The following is a 21,464-nucleotide window of genomic DNA, read 5'->3' as shown; positions in this document are numbered from 1 at the left end:
GACCAAACATCAACGCTCATTCCCCCATAATTTCGGATCATTACCCTTGCTTTTGCGCCACTCGTTGCGCCAGCGGTGAATGTCACCAATATCGATCATCGGCATCGGCTGCCGGGCCTCTTTTGAAGGAATGGCAGGAACCGCATGCGCCTCCGGCTGATACCAGTAAGCCACGCTGGCCAGATCCAACGTCAATACATTGTTATGCCCGTGTTCGATCGAAAAACGGAAGGACGTATTAAAATAGAAAGGATCAGTGATATTGAACCGGTACAGGTGCGTCCGGCCCATCCAGCCAATATCATTATTCACCCTTGCATACCCGTAATACGGATGTTCATAAATGGATTTCGGACACCAGGCGGTATTAAAATAGTCTTCCGTTCCCGTGCCTTTAAGCACTGTACCCTTTGCCCCATCGATCTCGATGCGGTCGTTCCCTTCGCCGTACCACATCGGTGTGGGCGCATGCACATAATAATTCACCCCCACAAAATGCCCTTTGCCTTTGATATCGGCGATCAGGTAATTGTCTTTACCGGTCGTATTGTTTCCCGGCTTTCCAAAAATGGCCCATTCGTTTTCACCTTCGGTTTTCGAGGTTTCGGTCAGCTGCTTATTGTACCAGGCATGAAACCGCCCGGCTTTTGCAGGCAACCGGTCCATTTCCACATAATCTACATAATAGTAAAAATGACTGATCTCCTTGCCGGCCTGGTTCTCGATCTCAATGCGGGCCCCTTTTGCAAAAGGCATCGAAAAATAACAGACCATTCCCTTGCCGTTTACCGGGCTGGCCGATAAGGGCAGCGAGCTATAGGTATACGATTCATTCCATCCCTGTCCGAAGAAAGGCCCGATGGGCGCCATCACCGAAGGCGATGTATTTCCGTCCCAGTACATTTTCAGGATCACATCATTACGGCTCAGGGCTTCCGGCCCCGGCGCCATCGTGATCCAGATATGATTGATCATACCGGCTCCCTTTACATCAAAGATGGTTCTTGTTTCTTTATCAGCGATCCGTATAAAATCATTACCGGCGCCGGCCGTATCATGGCTGCTTACCCGCTTTGAGATCACGCCGTCCTGCATCATCGAAAGCGCGGCCAGGTCATTGGCCGTTGTTTGGCCGCAAACAGTGCCGGCCATCCATATCCCCATTAATAATACAATTGCAATTTTTTTCATCATTCAGTTTTTTTCATCATCTGATCAATAACGGCCGCACCGGTGGTACGCATGCCGGAATTCTTTGTAACATCCCAGAAGCTTTGCTGCTGCAGGATCTCAGCCTGTGTGGTCACGATCCAGCTTTGGATCCAGCCCGTAAGCGTACACCAGGCGCCCCATCCCGCATCGGAATTGGAGGCCCAGTATTCCCACTTGCCGTAGTCGAAAGCGCGGAACCAGGCCCCATCCAGATCCTTGTGTTTGCTGCTTTGTACCTGTATACGGGTTAAAAAATCAGACAACTTTTTTACCGCCTGTATATACCTCTTATTGCCGGTGGCCAATGCCGCCTCATGCAGACTGAACACCGCGAAATTATTTGTGTACAGCATGCAGGATATTTTTTGCCCGTTCTGTGAAATCAGCGACCCCTCATCCGAGCCGTAGTCGCTGTTTGACTTCAGTTCCCGGAACATACCCTTTCCTTTTCCCAGCTCCTCCCGGATGGCACCACTTTCATCCTGGTATTTCAGCATCTCATGAACCATTTCATCCAGCCAGCGCCGGTGCAGCGGTGTATCTTCCACCCGCACCAGCCAGGCCAGCGGCAGAATGAGCCGGGCGCGCTGGGTTTGCAGGCTGCTGCCCCATTTCCATTTATCCGGGTAATCTTTCATCGTAATGGCGATGGCTTCCTTTGTACGCTCCAGCAATGGCGCATAGTGTGTTTTATCATAGAGCCATAAATAAAGCGCCCACATCCAGGACTCAAAATGGGGTGAGGGATGTTCCAGATTGCGGTTATAATAATAGGGCCATCCGTTTTTGATGATATCATTTTCCTCCAGCCGTTCGCCCCGGAACCCCTGTTTGCCGGTGGTTCTGAAGTTGGCCATGATGGCTTCCGCCAGTTCCTTATCCCATTGATCCGTTTTCAGATATCCCGCGGCGCCCAACGCCCCGAGTATCGCACGGGCATTATCATCTCCATAAAAAGTACCGGCATTAGTGGTTGCCCAGCCGATCAATCCGTAAGCCGGACTACCCGGATCGTTTTTGGGCCCGGCCCGCAGGTTGGAGGTTTTAAAAAGGAAGTCAATGATATTTGCTGCTCTTGCTTTATACTCCGCATTGTTCAGCAGCTGGCCGGCAGCAGCCAGTGCCATGCTGGCTTCTCCCTGTACATCGGCACGCATCCAGTAACGGTATTGCTGACTGCCGTCGTAATAGATGGTGGAGGTATGCCCTTCAATGATCCCCAGCGATCCGTCGCCATTGGGCTTGTCCTGCGGTACCGGGGGGCCTACCGGTTTCAGTCCGTCCACACCACCATATTTCATCCAGTCTGCCTTCCAGCTGGGATGTACATAGAACCGGCCATTCGCAAACCATTCCACTCCTTTTTGTACACTGTTTCGCAGGGCATTCGCGGGCAGGGGTGCGTTCCTGCCGTACATGGGCCGCACATCCTGGGGCCAGTTGTTAATGGCAACTTCAGCGCTACCTGTAAGCTCCTTTATGATGTACGACAACAGCGTTTTAACCGGTTGTACCGGACCATAGCGGCCTGTTTTAAAATTACTCAGGGCAGTGGTGCTGATGAGCACACCATTCTTCCGGAATAATAACGGATAGGTCTTGGTACTGTCCAGCCCCAATTCCGCTTTATCCACGCCAACAACTTTGGCCAGCGCCACCAACGGATCAGCGGCACTAACCGGCCATACATAACAGTTATGAATGCCCAGCAATGCCAGTTGTGGCAGCCGGGCACCAAACAGATCGGTAGTAACCACACCCCGCTCCAAATGCGTTTCCAGTGGTTGCGATGGAATATCCAGTCCGGGATAAGCCGAAGGATATTCCACATATAACCGCAACCTGCGGGAAGCAGCGGTTTGTACCAGTCCTTCGCTGATGCGGTTCTTTGGATCCGGCACCGGGTATTGCGCTGCCGTGATAAAAACACCTGAGCCCACAGGAGCCGCCTGTATGGCCGCTTCCGGGCTGTTATAACGTTTTATTGTATAGCCCTGTGTTTTCAGCAGCAGGTACAGATCATTTTTATCGCCTCCGTAATAGGAAATGCTCTTTTTCAAAGACTGGGCCGTTGCTGTAACAGTGATACACCATACAAGCAGAAGGCCTGCTATTTTATATCGCCAAAACATATGCTTATGATTTTATCAGGTGCGTATTCCGTTTATAAAATTGTTGCTGCAGCAGATCGATTGCCGCCGCTTTTATCCGCCCGGCGGCACCTTTTTCAAGAAAGGACCATTTACCGGGACCGGTTTCATAACCGCCTTCTTCAAATGCACGGGGTGTTGGTACGTACCCGACATTATTTTCAGAAAACCCCGCAATGATGGTATGTTCAAAAGGTGACGCCTGCTCAATCTCCAGGGCTGTCTCCACAAAGATCTCACCTGGCAGGAACAGAACGGCCAGGGAGCTAAAATGCAGCAGGCTGATCCGCGCCAGGGCATCCAGCGGATTCGTGATACCGGATCCGTCCCTGACCGTAAAAGGGATCGTGCTGCGTTGAAAAGAAAATGCAGTATCCGCTATTGGCAACGGCTTCTGCGTTGCTACCCGTTCCGCCATTGCTTCGCCGTGTGCTTTTGCATAAGCGGCCCCCATGGATACCGTAGGCGGATTGATATCACCAGCGGCTCCGTTCAGGAACAATGCCGTACCATTCTGTTCCGATTGTTCTAATACCGTACACAGTTCTCCCGGGAAATCGGCAGACACCGCAGGGATGCACATCTCGTGTACCGGGTGGCAAACCGCCTGCACCACCGTTGCGATGCCCTGCCCGTCTTTACCAGTGAGGCGGACCGTCTTCACCCGCCGGTCTACCGGTTCCCCGTTCATCAGTGCTTCAGATACGGGCTGCAGCGAGTCGGAGATCACCATACCTTCGGGCAAACGGATCCGCCGTTGCAACGAATACCCTTCCAGTATGGCCGTTGCCACCGATAGCGTACAAGGCTGAAGCCGGGCCGCCGCTGTACGGATCGCAGCCCGGATATCCTGCTGCATTTTTTTTAACCATGCAATAAAGGCAGGTGTTTGGTAAAGCCCAGTAAGCCCGCCCGACTCCGGTGCACTGTGAGTGTGGGTACAACAGATCACAATATTTGCAGCCGGAACCACATCTGCCATTTCCGCTTTAAAGTGTTCCCATCCCCCAACCGAAGTATCGGTAAGCGACAACAGATCCAGTGCTACCACCGCCAGTTTTTCTCTTCCGGATTGCAAGACCAGCACGCGTGCTTTCAATGGTGTATGTATCGATTCAAAGGAAGCATATTCCGCCTTTACAGATGAAGTAAGCAACCCTACTTCCAGCGGTGGTGTAATATCGGTTACTGCGGCGCCCGCATATAGTTCAGACTGACTCATAGCGTTCCTTTTATCCAGTTGTAGGCCTGCAGCCAGAAGTCGTTGTAGCTTTCCCACAACTCAAAATTGATGCCCCAATGCGGTGCCGGATCCGACATATAGGTAAACACGCGGCCCTGACCGTATGCGCCGGCTACTACCAATGGATGCCCGGTTTCTTTTACGCGAACGATCACGTCGTCTTCGTTTTTAACGGTCACTTCATTATAACCAAATATCGGCGGAAACGTATCCCATGCCAGTTCCTTTACAACCGGATGATCGGGTTTCACCACCTCTGCAGTGAACCCGGCCGATGACTCTACCAGGTCTTCGATCAGCAGGCAATTCACCGGAAGCGCCTCCTGCAGCGTGCTCCGGCCCCAACCCGACCGGCTTTGCACACCGCTGAATGACAACCATCCACCCAGCATCATCATGCCCCCACCCCTGTGGATCCATTCTTTAATGGCCTCTATACGGTCCGGGAACGTAACGATCTTCTGCTCGCGGCGTGCCCTGTCAAAAAAACTGGGATACAGGTGAAAGCATTTTGCCTCCACATCACTGATGATCAGCGCTTCGGATTGTTGCAGGTATTCCTCCAGCTTGCCCGGTTCCAACCGGTACAGTTCCCAGTTGGACAACGGTGTTACATCGGCCTGTTGTTCCAGCGCCTCGGTCAGCCGTTCTCCGTAAAAATGCAGATCGGCGTCTTTTGTCTCCGTACCAAAAGGTGTTTCAATAAATGTGGGCCCCACATGAAAGACCCAGTCTCCCAGATACAGCACATGCTCTTCTTTTGTTCGTACTACTTGTTTTGCTCTCATAACTTTTATATATGTTTTATGAATCCGATATGGATCGTTTTAAGATTGTTCGTGATAATGGACCGTATCGGTTTTACGATCACCCGTACTTATTTCCAGTTCGGTGAGGTAGCGGGAAGCCATTTTGCGAAAGACGATAAAAAGCACTATGGCTACCAGCAGTGTAAGCAAACCGATACCATACCGCGCAAACCAGGCATGGGTAAGGCCGAGTATGAATAATGAAACAGATACCGTTCCAATGATGGCAATAAAGATCCCCTTCAGAATGGGACGCAGCGGCCTGTACACACCGGGTTCCGCGTTATTCCGGAAGGGTTTCCAAAAACCCAGTGGCCGTGCGCGCTTATAAAAATCCTGTAACAGAGGCTGCGGATCGGGCCTGGTAAGTAATGCCACAACGATCCAGAGCAGTGTGGTAAGCCCCATTACCAGCAGGGTTTGCCAGTACCAGGCAACCACCAGGCGTTCTGCGCCGCCCACTCCCAGGTACATCAGCAAGCGCGGGCCCAGTACTACGATACAGAATATGGTCGCACCTCCGAAGGATGCAGCAATCCTTGCCGGGCCGTTAAACCGCCACCACCACCATTGCGCCCAGTTGGCCGGCAGTTCAGCCGCACTTAAAGACAGCATAAAAATGGCCACATCCGTAATGATGCGTACGTTGTACACAACCGCAATGGAAACGGCAAGTATAACCAGCATGGAGATCTTGCCAATAAACAGGTAATGCTTTTCAGAACGCCGGGGAACAAACCAGCGGCGGTAGATATCACTTACCAGTATCTGGCTGCCGAAGTTGAGGTTGTCCCCCACGGTTGACATCGTTGCCGCCAGCATCGCCGCCACCATTAGCCCCATAGCACCGGATGGCAACAACATCTTCATAAGCCTGCCGTATACCAGCTCCCTGTCGGCCCCCGTTTGCCGCAGCTCCGGCCACAACACGGCGGCGCTGATACTGGGTAGGGTTACCAGCAGTAACAATACAAACATGGAGATGGCCGCCACTACATACATCGTCAGTGCTTCTGATGGTGTACGCGTAGAAAGAATGCGTTGCCCTTCCATGGCACCGCCCATCGGTGCAGCATCCCCGCCGTAGCCGATGCTCTGCCCGATGAGCCAGCCAAAAGCTGCGGCCAGCGGAAACACTTCCTGCTTTTCAGGCGGTATGCTTCCCAAGATTTCTGCACTCTTCGGACCGAAAGCATGTTGGATCGTCTGCACCATGGCGGTTGCTCCGCCAAAATGTTGCAGGGTCAGGAACAACAGCAGCAGGGTACCCGCCAGGAAGATCAGCATCTGGATAAAATTGGAGATCACCACGCCTTTGTACCCGGATGAAAATACAAACAGCAGGGATACAGGCACCACCAGGCAAAGTGTTTCAAACTTTGTAAGATCAAAGGCCGGTCCCATTATTTTATAAGCAGCCAGCAACGTAATGCCGGTCCAGGCGGGCATTGCAATGAGGGAGGTACGCAGGGCAATCCATAACCGCATGATACCGGCAGCCCTTTTGGGGAACCGCAGATCATAGAACTCAAGCGATGTAAACAGGTTGAGCCGCCTCCAGAAAAAGGCAAAGAGCACGCCGCCCAGGAACAATGCCAGCCCAAAACGGCTTAAGTACCACCAGCAGATAAAGCCCCCGGTAGCCACAGCCAAACCGCCGTAACCGGTGGCGGCATCCGGGCTCACCAGTGCTGCCGTATAGGAAACGCCATTCAGCCATCCCGGGATCTTTCGTCCACCCAGGAAAAAATTATCCATACTCTTATTGGCAAAGCGCCGGTGCCAGAAACCGATTCCGAGCATTAACAGCAGGTACCCGATCACAATCCAAATATCCAGGTGATTCCAAATCCTCATTTTATATACTTTATTACAGGAAAGATACATTATTGCCAACCGGGGTTTTGTTTCAGGTTTTTATTCAGCACCAGCTCATTGGAAGGTAATGGCTGCAGGTAATCGCGGTTGGGATTGAACTGCCAGCCATTAGCAGCCGGGGTATTCTTTAACGGAAATATATATCCATTATCAGCAACCGGAATATTGTTTAAAGGCGGATCAAACGGCTTGCCTGCAAACTGCTGGTATCTGGCACCGTACAAGGGGCGTTTGATGAGGTGTGCCGCACTCCAGCGCATCAGGTCATCAAAGCGGTATCCTTCCAACGCCAGCTCTACCCTTCGCTCGCGCCTTATTTCATTCAGCAGGGGCGTAATGTTGGTAAATTCCCATTGAGGATCTGTAAAGCCTACACCTACGGTTAAATGCGGAAGCTGTACGCGGTCTCTTAATACATTAATGGTTTTGTCCAGTACCTCCTGGCTACCTTCGCCCAGTTCTGCCTTAGCCTCTGCGTAATTCAGCAACACTTCTGCATACCGGAATATAATACTGGCCGTAACGCTTCCGGTACCATCCGCATCATCCGGTGCAATCCCTTTAAAGATCTCAAAACCGGTGGTACAGCGCCCGTCGCCCAACAGGTTGATATCCGGGAGTAGGAATCTTCCTGTTGTATCTCCGTTAGCAATAATCCGGGGATATCCGGGCAGCAATATCGTTTGTGCCAGCCTCGGATCCCGCTGGCGCACCTGCTGCCCGATGGTTTGATCGCCCTGGTAGCGGGTGCTGATGGATATGGGTTTGCCATCCGTACATAAATATGCATCTACCAGCGGTTTTGATAATCCCGTATTTCCCCCGCCATAAGCCATCATGTTCTGTCCGAAATGCGTAAGACCAAGCGCCTTGTCAAATTTCTTCCACAGGATCATTTCCGTGTTATTAGAAAGATCCTTCTGATTAAAGAGACGCCAGTACCCAAACTGCGGATCATCGGTAATGGAAGTGATGCTGTAATAGCCTGCAATCATCAGCGTTAATGCGGCGTCTGCGGCCTTCCTGAAATATTTGTTATAGTCGGCTCCGCTTACACCAAAGCTGGTGCCAGCGTGATATTTTTCCCACGCTCCTTCATAGAGGGCTACCCGCGATTGAAAGGCCAGTGCCGCGCCGCGATTGATCCGTAGGGGTTCTGCTTTTCCGGGTGCCGCCAGCAATTGTACTGCTTTATCGAGATCTTTCAAAATGGAGTCTGCAATGATATTCCGCTTTAACCGGGGCGCCTGCAGGGCTTCCATATCGGCCGTGGTCAATGGTTGGTTGTACCAGGGAAGATCTCCGAACTGCTTCAGCATACTAAAATAAAACCATGCCCGCCAGAAATACATTTCCCCCACATAGGTATTGGTTTGCGCCGGATCGTCGGCCGACTTGTGATAGTTGGCCAGAAAATAATTGACTGCACGGATATTTCCCCAATCCCAGCCTCCACCCGACGGAGGCACGGTACCGGTACCAGACAACTGCGCACTGTAATTGTAATTGCCATGTACCAGGTTATCAGATGCATTATCCAGCCAGAAAATACCACCGGTATAGGCGTTGGGAAACCATCCCGGAAATGCCGGGTAAAACTGGTTCGAATACAATTTCATTTCAGTGGCCGTAAAACTCAGTTCGGTATCCGGTATCTGGTCCAGCGGCGGTTTGTCCAGTATCTTACTGCAGGAACTCCACAGCAGTATGCCGGCAACAACCCCGTAATAAAAACGCCTGTACACATTCATGATTCCTGTGTTTTAGAAGTTAAAAATTGATATTTGCCCCCAGAGAATACGTCTTTAGTAACGGGTAAATCTTCCCCGTTCCCCATCCGCCGTTCACCACTTCCGGGTCATAATTTTTGTTGATACGCGAAAACGTAAGAATATTCTCTCCGCTGAAGTACAACCGTACCCGCGCCATTCCCTTCAGCCGGAGCAGCTTTGAAAAGTCATACCCCAATTGTACATTTTTCACACGCATATAAGCACCGTTCTGCAGGTAACGGGTTTGTACCTGGTGGTTCTTGGCTGCTTCAGAAGAGGTATAGGGCCTGGGCCAGTAAGCACCGGTTCGCTCGGGCGTCCAGTAATCCAATGTGGTTGCATAAATATTATTACCGAAGTTGGGAACAAAGCCCCAGAAAAGACTTCCGGAATTATTACCGGGTGCACCGCCCAGCCAGAGATCGCGTTTACCTACGCCCTGCAGGAACAGCGACAGATCCAATTGCTTCCAGCTAGCACCAAGGTTTACACTGTAACTATAACGCGGCGTATTGTTGCCAATCACCTTCAGATCCCCATGTTTATCCAGCGTATTGTCGCCGATATCAATCTTATGATCCCCGTTCAGATCTGTATACAGCACATCGCCTTTGTTCCACTGGCCAAACAGATACGACTGATTGGGCATATTGGCCAGGTCCTGTTCTGTTTGAATAATACCAGCGGTTTCATACCCCCATATATCGCCAACCACTGCACCAGGATAGTAACCGGACAGCAGCTTACTGGGGTTATAATAGTTGACAATGCGGGATCGGTAATCGGACAGCAGTATGCCGATATTATAAGCAAAATCTTCACCGATCCGGTCCTTCCATCCCAGCGTGAGGTCAAATCCGCGCGTGCGCATATCCGCATTATTCTGATAGGGAACGGCTGCCCCTAACGTAGCCGGCAATACCGATGCCGGACCCAGCATATTTAAAGTGGTACGGGTGTACATGCTGAAATTCAGGGTAAGGCGGTTCTTAAGGAACGCTGCATCCAGCCCTACATCCAGTGTGCGTGAAGTTTCCCAGGTAAGATCCGGACTGATCAATCCCGGCGGGTTGATAAAACCCGGGCGCTCGCCGTTTAAAATATATCCCAGGTTGGTACCAATGGGAATGAGCGCGAGGTATTGATAATTGGGTACATTCTGGTTACCCAGCGAACCATAACCGGCGCGGATCTTGAATTCGTTGATCACATGCTTAAGATTGCCCCAATATTTTTCACGGGCAAGATTATAGCCTGCAGAAACAGAAGGGAAAAATCCAAAGCGGTGGCCTTCACTAAATCTCGAAGACCCGTCATAACGGCCGTTCAATTCAATCATGTAGGTTTCCCGGTAATCATAATTAAGCCGTCCGAATGTACCCACTGTTGCATACTGGCCCAGCAGGTCAAACGCATTTTGTATACCGGTTGCAGTTCTGATGGCAGGGATCTTATCCGTGATCAGATCCGAACGGCTGCCGCTCACATCAAACCCTCTGAATGTTTGGACCTGAGTACCGGCAAGGATCTTAAAATGGTGTGCCCCTAAATTTTTAAACCAGGAAGAATACAGGTTGAGCGTATTGTAATTATCGGCCACGCCTCCTTCTGCTACTGAATTTACCGAAGGGCCGATATTGTACCGCGTACCATCCACATTCCAGGAGTACACATAGGCGCTATGCTCCTGGTATTGGGTGGCCTGGTTATTATACGAATAATCCAGGTTGATCTTCCAGTTCTTTACCGGCTCGGCTTCAATAGAACCCGTTAATGAAAGATCATTGAGGTAGCGGGTATCCCGGCCGCCGCTGGTGAGGAACTCGACATTTGATGCCGTGCTAAACTGCCCGTCCGGGTTCCGCAATGCCCAGTTGGGCCAGCGGGTGGATGCCATATGGATCCAGTTCCCCAGCTGATTAGCATAAGGATGGGGCAGATCGGTATACCGGCGGGAGAACCGTGTGATCAATCCCAGCCGCAACCATTTTGTAGGCTCGGTGCGGATATTACCCGTGATATTATACCGTTTAAATTTTTCATCGGCATAGCGCAATTGCCCGCCCTGATCATAATACCCCACACCAACATAGTAGGTTGTGTTATCCGATCCGCCACTGATGTTCAGGTCGTGTTTATGACTCAGGGACCAGGGTTTAAAATACTCCCGGTACCAATCCACGTTATCGGTATTCAGCGGAGAGGCATAGGTATACCGGTTCGGGTTGGCCGGGTCCGGCGTACTTACTGGCCAGGTGCCCGGCCGGTTGATATTATCCTGTATCTTTTTAATGATCTCATCGGAGAAGAGGATCCCCTGTCCGCTGTTTACCGAAGCATCATTCAGCGCATAGGCAAATTGCAGGGAATTAGCCAGCCGCGGCAGGCGCGTATAGGTGCTTTGTGCCACCATGGAATTCATTCCCACATGCACCTGTTCCCCTTTCTTCCCCCGCTTTGTAGTTACCAGTATTACCCCGTAAGGTGCCCGCGCGCCATAGATTGCGGAAGAAGCCGCATCTTTCAACACCGAAACGGACTCAATATCCTGCGCATTGATATCATTGATATCCGCCACCGGAATACCGTCTACAACAAACAGCGGTCCGCCGCCGGATAACGAAGTATTGCCACGGATGTTGAACGAAGCATTGGTTCCGGGCCCGCCGGGATCACCCGTGGTGGTTACATTGAGGTTGGCCACTTTTCCCTGCAGGGCCTGACCCAGGTTGGCAATGGGACGGTTCTGAAGTTCCCTCCCACTGATCTGCGACACCGCGCCCGTGAGATTGATTTTCTTCTGTGTTCCGAATCCCACCACCACTACATCATTCAATTGCTGGCCTTCCGCATCGGGTACCAGGCGAATGTTACGGGCCACATCATCCGTTGCCGGCAACACCCGGGTTTGGTACCCCAGGTATGAAACCACCAATGAATCGGCGCCGCCTTGTACTTCAATGAAAAAACTGCCGTTTGCACCGGTGGCAACCGAATGCCTGCCGCTCTTTGAAGCAACGGTTGCTCCGGACAATGGCTCGTTCTTTTCATTCGTAACCACTCCCTTTAGCGAAACAACCCTTTCCTGGCCTGCAACATTAAAAAATGCGACCAGCCCCGCACACAGGAACAGCATCCGGTACCGGGAAGTGATTCGTTTAATATTACATTGCATGCGCATTTATTTTTATTCAATAATTAAAGGTTCTGATACGGGTAGCCAAACAGCAATTTTACAATCCCCTTATCCGTTCGGCTACCGGCGGCAGCGGCGGCAATTCATTTTCGGGTCGGTCAAGGTAAAAATAAGCTGTGGCCGCATAATCGTCTACCCGGTAAAAATTCACCCATTCATCTTTCGGGAAGCGTTCATCAAACAAGTCCGGATAATTCCGCTGCTCCAGAATTTTGATCAGCCCCGTGGAAGTCATTACCGACACCGGGCGGGCACGCCCGCCTGCTTTAATGATGGCCCGTATGGAATCCCTTCCACCGCCGCCCATTTGCTGGATGGTAACCTTACAGCTGCTGTTAAAAAAAACCGGGTCGGGAATATGATACCGGTAAAATGAAAAGCGGCCCTTTACCTTATCCACAATGGGCGCCCCCTGGTATAAATTTGAGAAGGGTCCCAGGTTCCATGCAGAGCCGATATAATCCTCTGTACCCGTTCCTGCCAGGGTGGGATATTGCTGATCTCCATCCAGGTATATTTTTACTTCCCCTTCGCCAAACCAGGTACTGCCATACACTTTATCTGTTACAATGCCGATATTGGTACCCAGAAAGCGGCCCTTTCCGTGTATCTGCGGAAGAATTGCAAAATCGTCCCCAAGCTTTGAGCCATTGTTGGTACTCCAGTATGCATGGAAATACCCGGCTTGCAACACCGGCCGTTTCAGCGCAGAGAAATTAATGTCGTAAAAAAGCAACTGCTTCACGTTCGACTCGTTGATGAAAACGATCTTCGCATGCTTTTTAAACGGCATGGGAATATAACAATTAAACGACCGTCCTTCCGGATCTGAAAAAGCAGCACTCTGAAAGGTTGTTTTCAAACCAAGACTGATCCCGAAGAAATCGCCCAGCGGTGCAGATACGGCGGGTTTTGCCGCATCGTCCCAGTACATTTCAATACGGATGGAACGCAACGCTGCCGGGCTCCGGTCGATGACCGTCATCCAGATCCGGTGAATAATGCCCGCGCCGGAATAATCCATCAGCACTTTGCTGGCACCCGGCGCAATCCACTCGGAAGAATGGCCTTTCGCACCTTTGTTCTCTGTTGCTGCGCTGCCTTTTTCTCCACGGATGTTCTCGAAACTGATCCACCGCGATTCCGTACCCGCAGCCGGCAGCTCATATAATTGCTGCGCCTGCACGGTTCCGCTATAGCTCAATAACCACCCTAATAAAACCACCTTAAACAATGCCTTACTTACGTTGCTGAAATCGTTACAATACATGCTCATAAAAAATGCTTATTCATTACCAAAACGGATTCTGTACCAGGTTGTGATTTTTATCGATATCCCGCTGCTGTATCGGCCACAGGTAATGTTTTTTATCAAAAATCCGTTTCTCAATCACCGTACGTTTATAAAAAGCGTCACTGGCGATCGTATACGGCACAATAGGACTTTCGCTGGTTAACCCATTTACATTTAAGCCGTATATATTCCGGTTATCTGTAACTTCTGCAATCTTCCAGCGGTGGCAATCAAAATAGCGGTGGGTTTCAAATGCCAGTTCTATACGCCGCTCATGCCGGATGGCTTCCCGCATGGCATCTTTTGAAAGACCGGCTGTAAGGCCCGGCAGTCCTGCGCGTTCACGGATCAGATTCACATATTTGTATACATCGGCAATGGGCCCCTGCGCTTCATTTAATGCCTCCGCGTAGTTGAGATATTGTTCGCCCAGCCGGAAAAAGATCCAGGTGCGTTTGGGATCTGATTTTGGCGACATTACAAATGCCGGGTGGGTTAGTTTTTTCAGCAGGTACCCTGTTTTACTGTAAAAATCAGTGCTTACATTTGTGCGCCCATCCAGCCCCAGCTTCCAGAATTGCAAGGGTGTTTTACGCAGCTGCGGCGTCCCTGTTTTATATTTTGCCCCGGTAAAATTGATGGTGGCATAAAAGCGCGGCTCGCGGTTCACATACATAGTACGGGTGCCCGCATAATAATAATCCGTTTCCGTTGCAGCCTGTGCATTTTCGGTATACCCCGACAGTGGATCGATGATGGGCGTCATGTCTGCATTATAGCCGGTGATCGGCCGGATGCCGTTGGCCATTTCATAATCATCCACCAGGTCCTGTGTAGGTGACTGCAACGGCCAGTTGGCACCCGTCATGCCCCTGGGCTCACTGTAGGCGTCGATATTCTGATAGTCCGGATCATTACAGGTAAAAAACACCTCGTTGTTGAAGTTCATATAAAAAAGCTCCTGGTAATTTTTTACCGGGTTGTTATCCGCGGCACGGTACAGGCCGTAGCCGGCAGCAGTTGCTTCATCAATGCACTGTTTTGCAGCGTTGGCCGCCACCTGCCAACGCCCGCCGTCAAAGTCGGGAAACAAGCGCGTACCTTCCTTGTCTTTAAAGCTGGCATAATCCGGGTTGCCATTCCACAACGGGCTGGCCATATACAACAATGTACGGGCCTTGAGCGCCAATGCAGCTGCTTTGGAAGGGCGTCCGTAATCACTGGTGGAACTAACCTTGGGCTCCAGCAATCCTGCCGATTTATCACATTCCGATACAATAAAATTTACACACTGATCGATGGGCTGTCTTTTTACCGTGGTAAAATCCTCATTCAGGTTATAGGTGCGATCAATGATGGGTACCGGGCCATACACCCGGATCAGCAGGAAATGATAAAAGGCCCGTAAAAAAATCGCCTCGCCTTTCCAGCGGTTGATCTTTGTAACCGGTGCCAGGTCGGAAGGCGCGAGTTTATCAATATTCTCCAGGAACAGATTAGCTTTCCGGATCGCATAATAACAATTCGACCAGAAATCCAAGGTATAGGTCACGGGGTTCCAGTTCCCCAGGTTCATATTGGTGGCGAAATTGCCTTCGTAACTCATCTCCATATCATCGGATGCCCCATTGAAGGGATTATTGGGTAATCCAGAACCCGGGTTGTCTACCATACGCAGTTCTTGCGGCAGCTGTGAATAAATATTGGTAAGGAACTGTTCGGTAAACCCGGAATTGGTAAAGATCTGATCCAGTGTAAGGTCGCCATCCGGAGTTTTATCCAGGTACCCTTTTTTGCAGCCGGACAGGGACGCGAACACCAGCAATACAGCTATTATTTGTATCAACTTTTTCATGATGAATTTTTTTTTCGTTAAAACCTCACTTCAAGACCAAAATTGAAATTGCGGCTGATGGGATAACTTCCCGTGCCAAAATCCGACTCGGGATCAATGGCCTTGATATGATCCCAGGTGGCCAGGTTGGTGCCCTGTACAAAAAGCCTTGCGCCATTGAGTTTCAAGCGTTTCATGAGTGCATCGGGAAAATTATAACCGATTTCTGCGTTCTTGATCCGCAGGTAATCGCCGCTGCGCAGGTATACCGTAGAACCCACATAATTGTTTTTGCTCAATGAGCGTACCGCGGGAAATTTTGCTTCGCTGTTATCGGCGCCGGGTATCCACCGCTGATCATATACCATCTGCATCACATTATACATGCTCTCGCCGGAAGCAAACGGCATGGCCGTCCATTGCTGTGTAAAGAAGAAATCGCGCCGGGCCGCACCTGTAAAGAAAATGGAGGCATCAAATCCTTTATAGGACAGTACGATCCCCAGGCCATACATCATCTGCGGCTCAGACCCGTATTTGCCGATCACGGTCATGTCTGCATTATCGATCTTATTATCGCCGTTGATGTCCTTATACTTTACATCCCCGGGACGGATCACCGACTGGAAATAGGTTTGGCTTGGACTGTTTGCGATATCGGCCTCATCTTTAAAAAAGCCTTCGGCAATATATCCCAGGTTGGAACCGATGGGATAACCGCGCAGGTCCTGCCAGGGGTACTGAAGCTTGGGATAATCGTTTTCAATGATTTTGTTCTTAGCAAATGTGAGGTTTCCGTTCACGGAATAATAGAAGCCCCCCTTGGTCGTATTCCGGAACTGGAAACTTCCGTCGATCCCTTTGTTTTCCGTGATGCCCACGTTCCCGAAGGGAATAATAAAATCGGGATATCCTGCATAGATCGGAATGATCCGCCGGCTGAGCAACTGATCTTCCCGCCGCTCGCGGAATACATCCGTTGTGAGCGTAATCATTCCCTGCAAGAGCTCCAGGTCCATCCCTATATTCGATTTATATGCATGTTCCCAAGTTACATCCGGGTTACCGATAAAGTTTTCCCGCTTGCCACCGGGATTAATGTTCTGGTCCTGGCCAAACACATAACCTGGAGCATTTTTATCAAAGCGGGTCTGGAATAAAAACCGGCCACCACCTATGCGGTCATTACCTACCAGGCCATAGGATCCTCTGAATTTTAAAAGATTGATAAAACCGGAGTTCCAAAACTTTTCATTGGATACAATCCAGCCCGGTCCTACAGACGGGAACAGGCCATACCGTTTTCCTTTCGGAAACTGCTCGGAGCCGGTATATCCTGCATTTACTTCCAGCAGGTAGCGGGTATCATAGTTATAGGTAATCCGGCCGATCAGGCCCTGCCTGCGTTCCGGTATATTATCGATGGAGTTGCCGGCATTTACGTTGTTGTATTGCCGTCTGTTTGCACCCAGCAATGCGGTGATATTGTGTTTTCCGAAACTGCGTACATAATCCAGCCGTAATTCTTCATATACGGTTCGGTAATTCTCATTAAGATTATACAACCCCAGTGCTGTTTCCGTAACAATGGGCGTGTAGCTTTCCTTGCCTGTGATGGGATCTTTTTTATAATAAAAAGTGGCCGGGTCCTTCGAACGCACATTCTGGGTAATGTCTACCACATCAAACGCCGCCAGCCCATTTAACGACAGGCCCCGCACCAGGCCGCCCATATCCCAGCGCACATTCAGGTTACTGGTGATGGTATTATAAAACTGCGTGGTATAACCGGTTTGTGTAACCAGTGTATAGGGATTGATCCTTGAGTCGCCGGAAGCTCCGGGGTTGGATCCGTCCGGGTTCTTTACCGGGTACATCAGTGGGTTGGTGAGCTTGAGTACATCAAAAATCGTAGATCGGGCCCTGCCGGGGAAATTGGCGGCCTTTGAGATCCCCGCCAGCCCCAGGTCTACGGTCAGCCGTTTGTTCAGCTTTACATCCACCCTGGATCGGAAGTTATACTGGCGCATCATGGCGTTGGTCTTGTATTCTACCTTAGGATCTTCCACATACATTCCCTGTTGCAGCGTATAGCCCAGGTTTACGTAATACCGTACGATCTCCGTACCGCCGGTAATACCCAGGTTGTTAATGCTCTGCATGGTATTCTTCCGGAAGATGGTCCGGTACCAGTCTACATCCGGGTAGAGATACGGGTCCGAGTGGTCTTTAAATTTCTGCAACTCTGCCGCCGAATACTTCGGCGCTTCCCCCACATTGGCACGGGACTCATTTACCAGCGACGCATATTCATAGGCATTGATATTATCTTCGATCCGCATTGGTGTGGCTACCGCCGTTTCCGTACGGAAGATCACACGTGGCCGGCCAATCACTCCCTTCTTGGTTACGATCAGGATTACACCATTGGCACCTCTGTTACCATATACAGCCGTTGCGGAAGCGTCTTTCAGAACAGAGAAACTCTCAATGTCCTGGATATTCATATTGGTCCAGTAATCGTTCAGTTCCCGCTCCACCCCGTCTACGATGATCAATGGCTTGTTCACGCCACTTTGTGAAACCAGTCCGCGTATATAGATCTTCGCAGCATCATAGCCCGGTTCGCCTGAAGTTTGCCGGGTCAATACACCGGCCAGTTTTCCACCAATGGCATTGGTAAGCTGTGGCGTGGAATATTTCTGAATCTCGGCCACACTCACCGTTGAAACGGCGCCGACCATGGTCGTTTTCTTCTGCGATCCGTAGCCGACTACCTGTACTTCATTCAGCTTCTGCCCTTCCAGATCCTGTACCAGCTGGATTACCAGGGTTGGATTTCGATCCAGCAACAGCGCCTGTTCCAGATAACCCACTGAAGTCACTACCAGGGAGTCACCCCTCCGCGCTTCAATAATAAACTTCCCGTCGAGATTTGTTACAGCACTGCGTGGTGTTCCCTTGATCTGTACCGAAGCATTGGGTACCGGGTTTTTATTCTCATCCTGTACCAGCCCATTTAGTACATAGGAAGGCAGGGTATCCTGTACAAAGGTTAAGGACGGCGACCTGCCGGGTCGGCCGGAACCAGCTGCATGCGCCATGTTCAGGATCAGGCTGAACACAAAAAGGGTTAAACAGCGTTTGGCAATCCGCCGTGCGGGCGCATCCGGGGCCGGTATTTTTTTGGCGGCCGGGATGCTGCAAAGCAGTGGAATCATTACTCGTTTCATATTTGAGGCAATTTTTTTATGGTTTGTCTGGCAGCCCTTTTCCTGGCAACAAAAAGCCCCTGCATCGCCCCGCACGGGTCAATGGCTGCGTTCATCCATTTTGAATACGTATTCAAAATAGATGAAAAAAAACTATTTTTTCCTTCTTACAGTATTGCGTATTACCAGGCGACCCTTCATGGCAACAATCCGGGGCGCGGCATTTTTATCGTCTATTTCTTTCAACAGTAATTCCACCGTGCTGGTCACCATTTCTTCCAGCGGCTGCTCCCAGGTAGTTAAGGGATAAGGCGTCCATCCCAGCATCCGGATATTATCAAACCCAACGACTGATAAATCTTCCGGAATGCGGAAGCCCACCAGTCGTGCAGCATCCATTACGCCAAGGGCAATGATATCACTACCACAAAAAATGCAGTCAATCTCCTTGTTTCGGGTTAACAGTTCCTGTGCCGATTTAAACCCGCTTTCATAGGTATAGGTTCCGGGAATGATCGTAAGATCTTTGATATTCCGCTCCTCCAGCACTTCCCGAAACCCTTTCAGGCGATCTACCGTGGTTGACGTATTCCGCGGACCGGATATAAAGGCAAAGCTGCGGTGCCCCATTTCTACCAGGTAGGTGGCAATTTGCTGTGCTGCCAGGTAATTATCGCAATAAACAGCACTGCAATCCAGTCCTTCGGTATAGCGGTTAAACAGGATGGACACAATTCCGCTCCGTTTTAATTTACGGGTGGCACCTTCGGAAAGCAGCGCATCGGTTACAATAATGCCTTCTACATTAAATTCGAGCAGCTTGGCGATCTCCCATTCTTCAATGATCTCATTTTCCGAATTATTAAATATCAGCTGGTAGCCAAGCGGCGATAGACGGGTATGAAAAATTTCCAGTACGGCAGAATAAAACGGGTCCTTTATATTACGCATAATGATACCCACCATCATCGTTTTCCGGGTAATGAGGCTTCTGGCCTGTGCATTGGGATTGTATTCGAGTTGTGCAGCAGCATCCAGGATCTTCTTCCGTTTTTTTTCCGATACATTGGCGCCTCCGGCAAATACCCGGGACACGGTGGCTTGCGATACACCTGCCAGTTGCGCCACATCTTCCGAGGTGGCATTTCGTTTTTCCGGATTTGATTTGCCTGCGAATTTCATTTATGAATACGTATTCAAAAACTAAGATAAAACTTTCTATTAAACTGACAAATTTTTTTTATTTTTTTTAAACGCTGTTAAAAAGAGGCGGACCTTTCCCGAGCAGATTCAATTCAAAAACGTCCGGGCTCAAATACGCAATGCATCGATTGCTTAAGCCTGCAGGCGTTCTATGATTAACCACTACAGTACGTTCAGGACCGCCTCCTTCCATGCTGCATTACAACAGCTCCTATACTTTCTTCAGCTTCCAGCGGCCACGCTTAAACAAAATGAATGAAACTACAGTGATGGCCGCCTCAGATACCGGTATAGCAATAAATACGCCCCGTTCATTCAGATCAAAATACACCGCCAGCAAATAGGCCAGTGGTATCTGGAACAACCAGAATCCAAAAAAATTCACCCAGGTTGGTGTCCAGGTATCGCCCGATCCGTTAAAAGCGTTGATCATTACCATGCCCACCCCGTAAAACACAAAGCCGCAGGCCATCGTATACATGGCTGTTTGAGCGATGGTTTGTACGTGTTGCTCGGTAGTGAAAAAAGAAACCAGCCAATGGGCCAGCAAAAAGAATACGGCACTCACCAGCAGCATGAACAATACATTGTATTTTACGGTGGTCATCACCGAAGCCTCCGCCCGCTTTGGAGCGTTGGCGCCCAGGTTCTGTCCTACCAGTGTAGACGCAGCATTACTCATGCCCCAGGCCGGCAACATAAAGAACATCATCAACCGTAACGCCGTTTGATAGCCAGCGGAACCTTCATCACCTCCGGTTACTGCTACAAGGCGCGCCAGCACGATCCAGCTGCAGGATGCGATCACAAACTGAAAGATACCGGGCACTGCAATTTTCACCATGGAACGGATCACCGGCAGATCCGGCTGAAAATGAACGGAACGCATCCTGAATGCGCCCTTGCCGCGAAACAGGTGGTACAGCTGGTACAGCACTCCGATCGATCTTCCAGTGGCAGTAGCCATGGCAGCACCCGTTAATCCAAAGGCCGGTATTCCACCCCAGCCATTGATCAGTACCGGACACAGAACAATATTACAGATATTGGCAATCCACAGGCTCTTCATGGCGATGGCTGCATTACCGGCTCCTCTGAAAATACCATTAATAAGAAACAACAACATAATGGAAATACTGCTGCCCATCATAATAGCGGTAAAATGTTTCCCATGTGCTGCTGCGGGCTCCGACGCCCCCATCAGCAACAGGATCTCTTTGGCATAGAACATTCCCACCATGCTCAGTAAAACCGTTACCACCGCTGCAATCAATAATGCCTGTGCGCCGGCATGTGCAGCGCCCTCAGGATTCTTTTCGCCAATGCGGCGCGCCACCACAGCTGTAGCCGCCATGCTCATGCCAATGGCGATGGAATACATAACCGTTAATACCGATTCGGTAAGGCCTACCGTTTGTATCGCAAAACTGCTTTCCTTTAAATGCCCCACAAAATACAGGTCTACCAACGCAAAAACGGATTCCATACTCATCTCCAGCATCATGGGAATGGCCAGCATTAATACGGCTCTGCGAATGCTGATGCTGGTGTAGTCCGTTTCTGTGCCCTTAAATGCCTGTTTTAAAAATAACAGCGCAGACGATACCTTACGGGTATCTTTATGATCAAAAGACATAAATAATTTTATTAAATTGAATGAA

General features: G+C 50.2%; 12 protein-coding genes. All 12 read right to left on the bottom strand.

What is annotated here, in order from left to right; all coding sequences use genetic code 11:
* Nucleotides 1-9: 9 nt before the first annotated feature.
* Nucleotides 10-1,194, bottom strand: coding sequence for a glycoside hydrolase family 172 protein (locus LL912_RS24755; RefSeq protein ID WP_235556315.1), 1,185 nt, complete (start codon nucleotides 1,192-1,194; stop codon nucleotides 10-12).
* On the bottom strand, nucleotides 1,191-3,344 hold the full coding sequence (locus tag LL912_RS24750; RefSeq protein ID WP_235556314.1) for a hypothetical protein: 2,154 nt from the start codon (nucleotides 3,342-3,344) through the stop codon (nucleotides 1,191-1,193). Before LL912_RS24750 ends, LL912_RS24755 begins: the two co-directional genes overlap by 4 nt.
* 4 nt (nucleotides 3,345-3,348) lie before the next feature.
* Entirely contained in the window at nucleotides 3,349-4,584 is a 1,236-nt protein-coding gene (locus tag LL912_RS24745; RefSeq protein ID WP_235556313.1) for a hypothetical protein, read from the bottom strand.
* A complete protein-coding gene (locus LL912_RS24740; RefSeq protein WP_235556312.1) occupies nucleotides 4,581-5,393 on the bottom strand; it encodes a glutamine amidotransferase in 813 nt (270 codons plus the stop codon). The genes LL912_RS24745 and LL912_RS24740 overlap by 4 nt, the downstream gene beginning before the upstream one ends.
* A gap of 39 nt (nucleotides 5,394-5,432) precedes the next feature.
* Complete coding sequence (locus LL912_RS24735) at nucleotides 5,433-7,271, bottom strand: sodium:solute symporter family transporter (RefSeq protein ID WP_235556311.1); 1,839 nt, start codon at nucleotides 7,269-7,271, stop codon at nucleotides 5,433-5,435.
* A 29-nt stretch (nucleotides 7,272-7,300) separates the two neighbouring features.
* The gene (locus LL912_RS24730) at nucleotides 7,301-9,043 is read right to left on the bottom strand and encodes a RagB/SusD family nutrient uptake outer membrane protein (RefSeq protein ID WP_235556310.1); all 1,743 of its coding nucleotides are present in this window, start codon (nucleotides 9,041-9,043) and stop codon (nucleotides 7,301-7,303) included.
* A gap of 19 nt (nucleotides 9,044-9,062) precedes the next feature.
* Nucleotides 9,063-12,239, bottom strand: coding sequence for a SusC/RagA family TonB-linked outer membrane protein (locus LL912_RS24725; RefSeq protein WP_235556309.1), 3,177 nt, complete (start codon nucleotides 12,237-12,239; stop codon nucleotides 9,063-9,065).
* A gap of 58 nt (nucleotides 12,240-12,297) precedes the next feature.
* The gene (locus LL912_RS24720; protein ID WP_235556308.1) at nucleotides 12,298-13,536 is read right to left on the bottom strand and encodes a glycoside hydrolase family 172 protein; all 1,239 of its coding nucleotides are present in this window, start codon (nucleotides 13,534-13,536) and stop codon (nucleotides 12,298-12,300) included.
* Between the two features lie 16 nt (nucleotides 13,537-13,552).
* Nucleotides 13,553-15,409, bottom strand: a complete 1,857-nt coding sequence (locus LL912_RS24715) for a RagB/SusD family nutrient uptake outer membrane protein (RefSeq protein WP_235556307.1) — start codon at nucleotides 15,407-15,409, stop codon at nucleotides 13,553-13,555.
* 17 nt (nucleotides 15,410-15,426) lie between these two features.
* Entirely contained in the window at nucleotides 15,427-18,621 is a 3,195-nt protein-coding gene (locus LL912_RS24710; protein ID WP_235556306.1) for a SusC/RagA family TonB-linked outer membrane protein, read from the bottom strand.
* Between the two features lie 132 nt (nucleotides 18,622-18,753).
* Nucleotides 18,754-19,782, bottom strand: coding sequence for a LacI family DNA-binding transcriptional regulator (locus tag LL912_RS24705; RefSeq protein ID WP_235556305.1), 1,029 nt, complete (start codon nucleotides 19,780-19,782; stop codon nucleotides 18,754-18,756).
* Nucleotides 19,783-20,014: 232 nt separating this feature from the next.
* Nucleotides 20,015-21,439, bottom strand: a complete 1,425-nt coding sequence (locus tag LL912_RS24700) for an MATE family efflux transporter (protein WP_235556304.1) — start codon at nucleotides 21,437-21,439, stop codon at nucleotides 20,015-20,017.
* Between the last annotated feature and the right edge of the window lie 25 nt (nucleotides 21,440-21,464).

The organism is Niabella agricola (genome assembly GCF_021538615.1).
GTDB lineage: Bacteria > Bacteroidota > Bacteroidia > Chitinophagales > Chitinophagaceae > Niabella > Niabella agricola.
This window is presented reverse-complemented; position numbering and strand designations above follow the sequence as displayed.

Bases quoted from the DNA above. Each gene is read 5' to 3' on its own strand.
- LL912_RS24735 (WP_235556311.1), bottom strand. From the start codon at position 7,271: ATGAGGATTTGGAATCACCTGGATATTTGGATTGTGATCGGGTACCTG.
- LL912_RS24745 (WP_235556313.1), bottom strand. From the start codon at position 4,584: ATGAGTCAGTCTGAACTATATGCGGGCGCCGCAGTAACCGATATTACA.
- LL912_RS24755 (WP_235556315.1), bottom strand. From the start codon at position 1,194: ATGATGAAAAAAATTGCAATTGTATTATTAATGGGGATATGGATGGCC.
- LL912_RS24725 (WP_235556309.1), bottom strand. From the start codon at position 12,239: ATGCAATGTAATATTAAACGAATCACTTCCCGGTACCGGATGCTGTTC.
- LL912_RS24740 (WP_235556312.1), bottom strand. From the start codon at position 5,393: ATGAGAGCAAAACAAGTAGTACGAACAAAAGAAGAGCATGTGCTGTAT.
- LL912_RS24715 (WP_235556307.1), bottom strand. From the start codon at position 15,409: ATGAAAAAGTTGATACAAATAATAGCTGTATTGCTGGTGTTCGCGTCC.
- LL912_RS24750 (WP_235556314.1), bottom strand. From the start codon at position 3,344: ATGTTTTGGCGATATAAAATAGCAGGCCTTCTGCTTGTATGGTGTATC.
- LL912_RS24720 (WP_235556308.1), bottom strand. From the start codon at position 13,536: ATGAGCATGTATTGTAACGATTTCAGCAACGTAAGTAAGGCATTGTTT.
- LL912_RS24705 (WP_235556305.1), bottom strand. From the start codon at position 19,782: ATGAAATTCGCAGGCAAATCAAATCCGGAAAAACGAAATGCCACCTCG.
- LL912_RS24700 (WP_235556304.1), bottom strand. From the start codon at position 21,439: ATGTCTTTTGATCATAAAGATACCCGTAAGGTATCGTCTGCGCTGTTA.
- LL912_RS24710 (WP_235556306.1), bottom strand. From the start codon at position 18,621: ATGAAACGAGTAATGATTCCACTGCTTTGCAGCATCCCGGCCGCCAAA.
- LL912_RS24730 (WP_235556310.1), bottom strand. From the start codon at position 9,043: ATGAATGTGTACAGGCGTTTTTATTACGGGGTTGTTGCCGGCATACTG.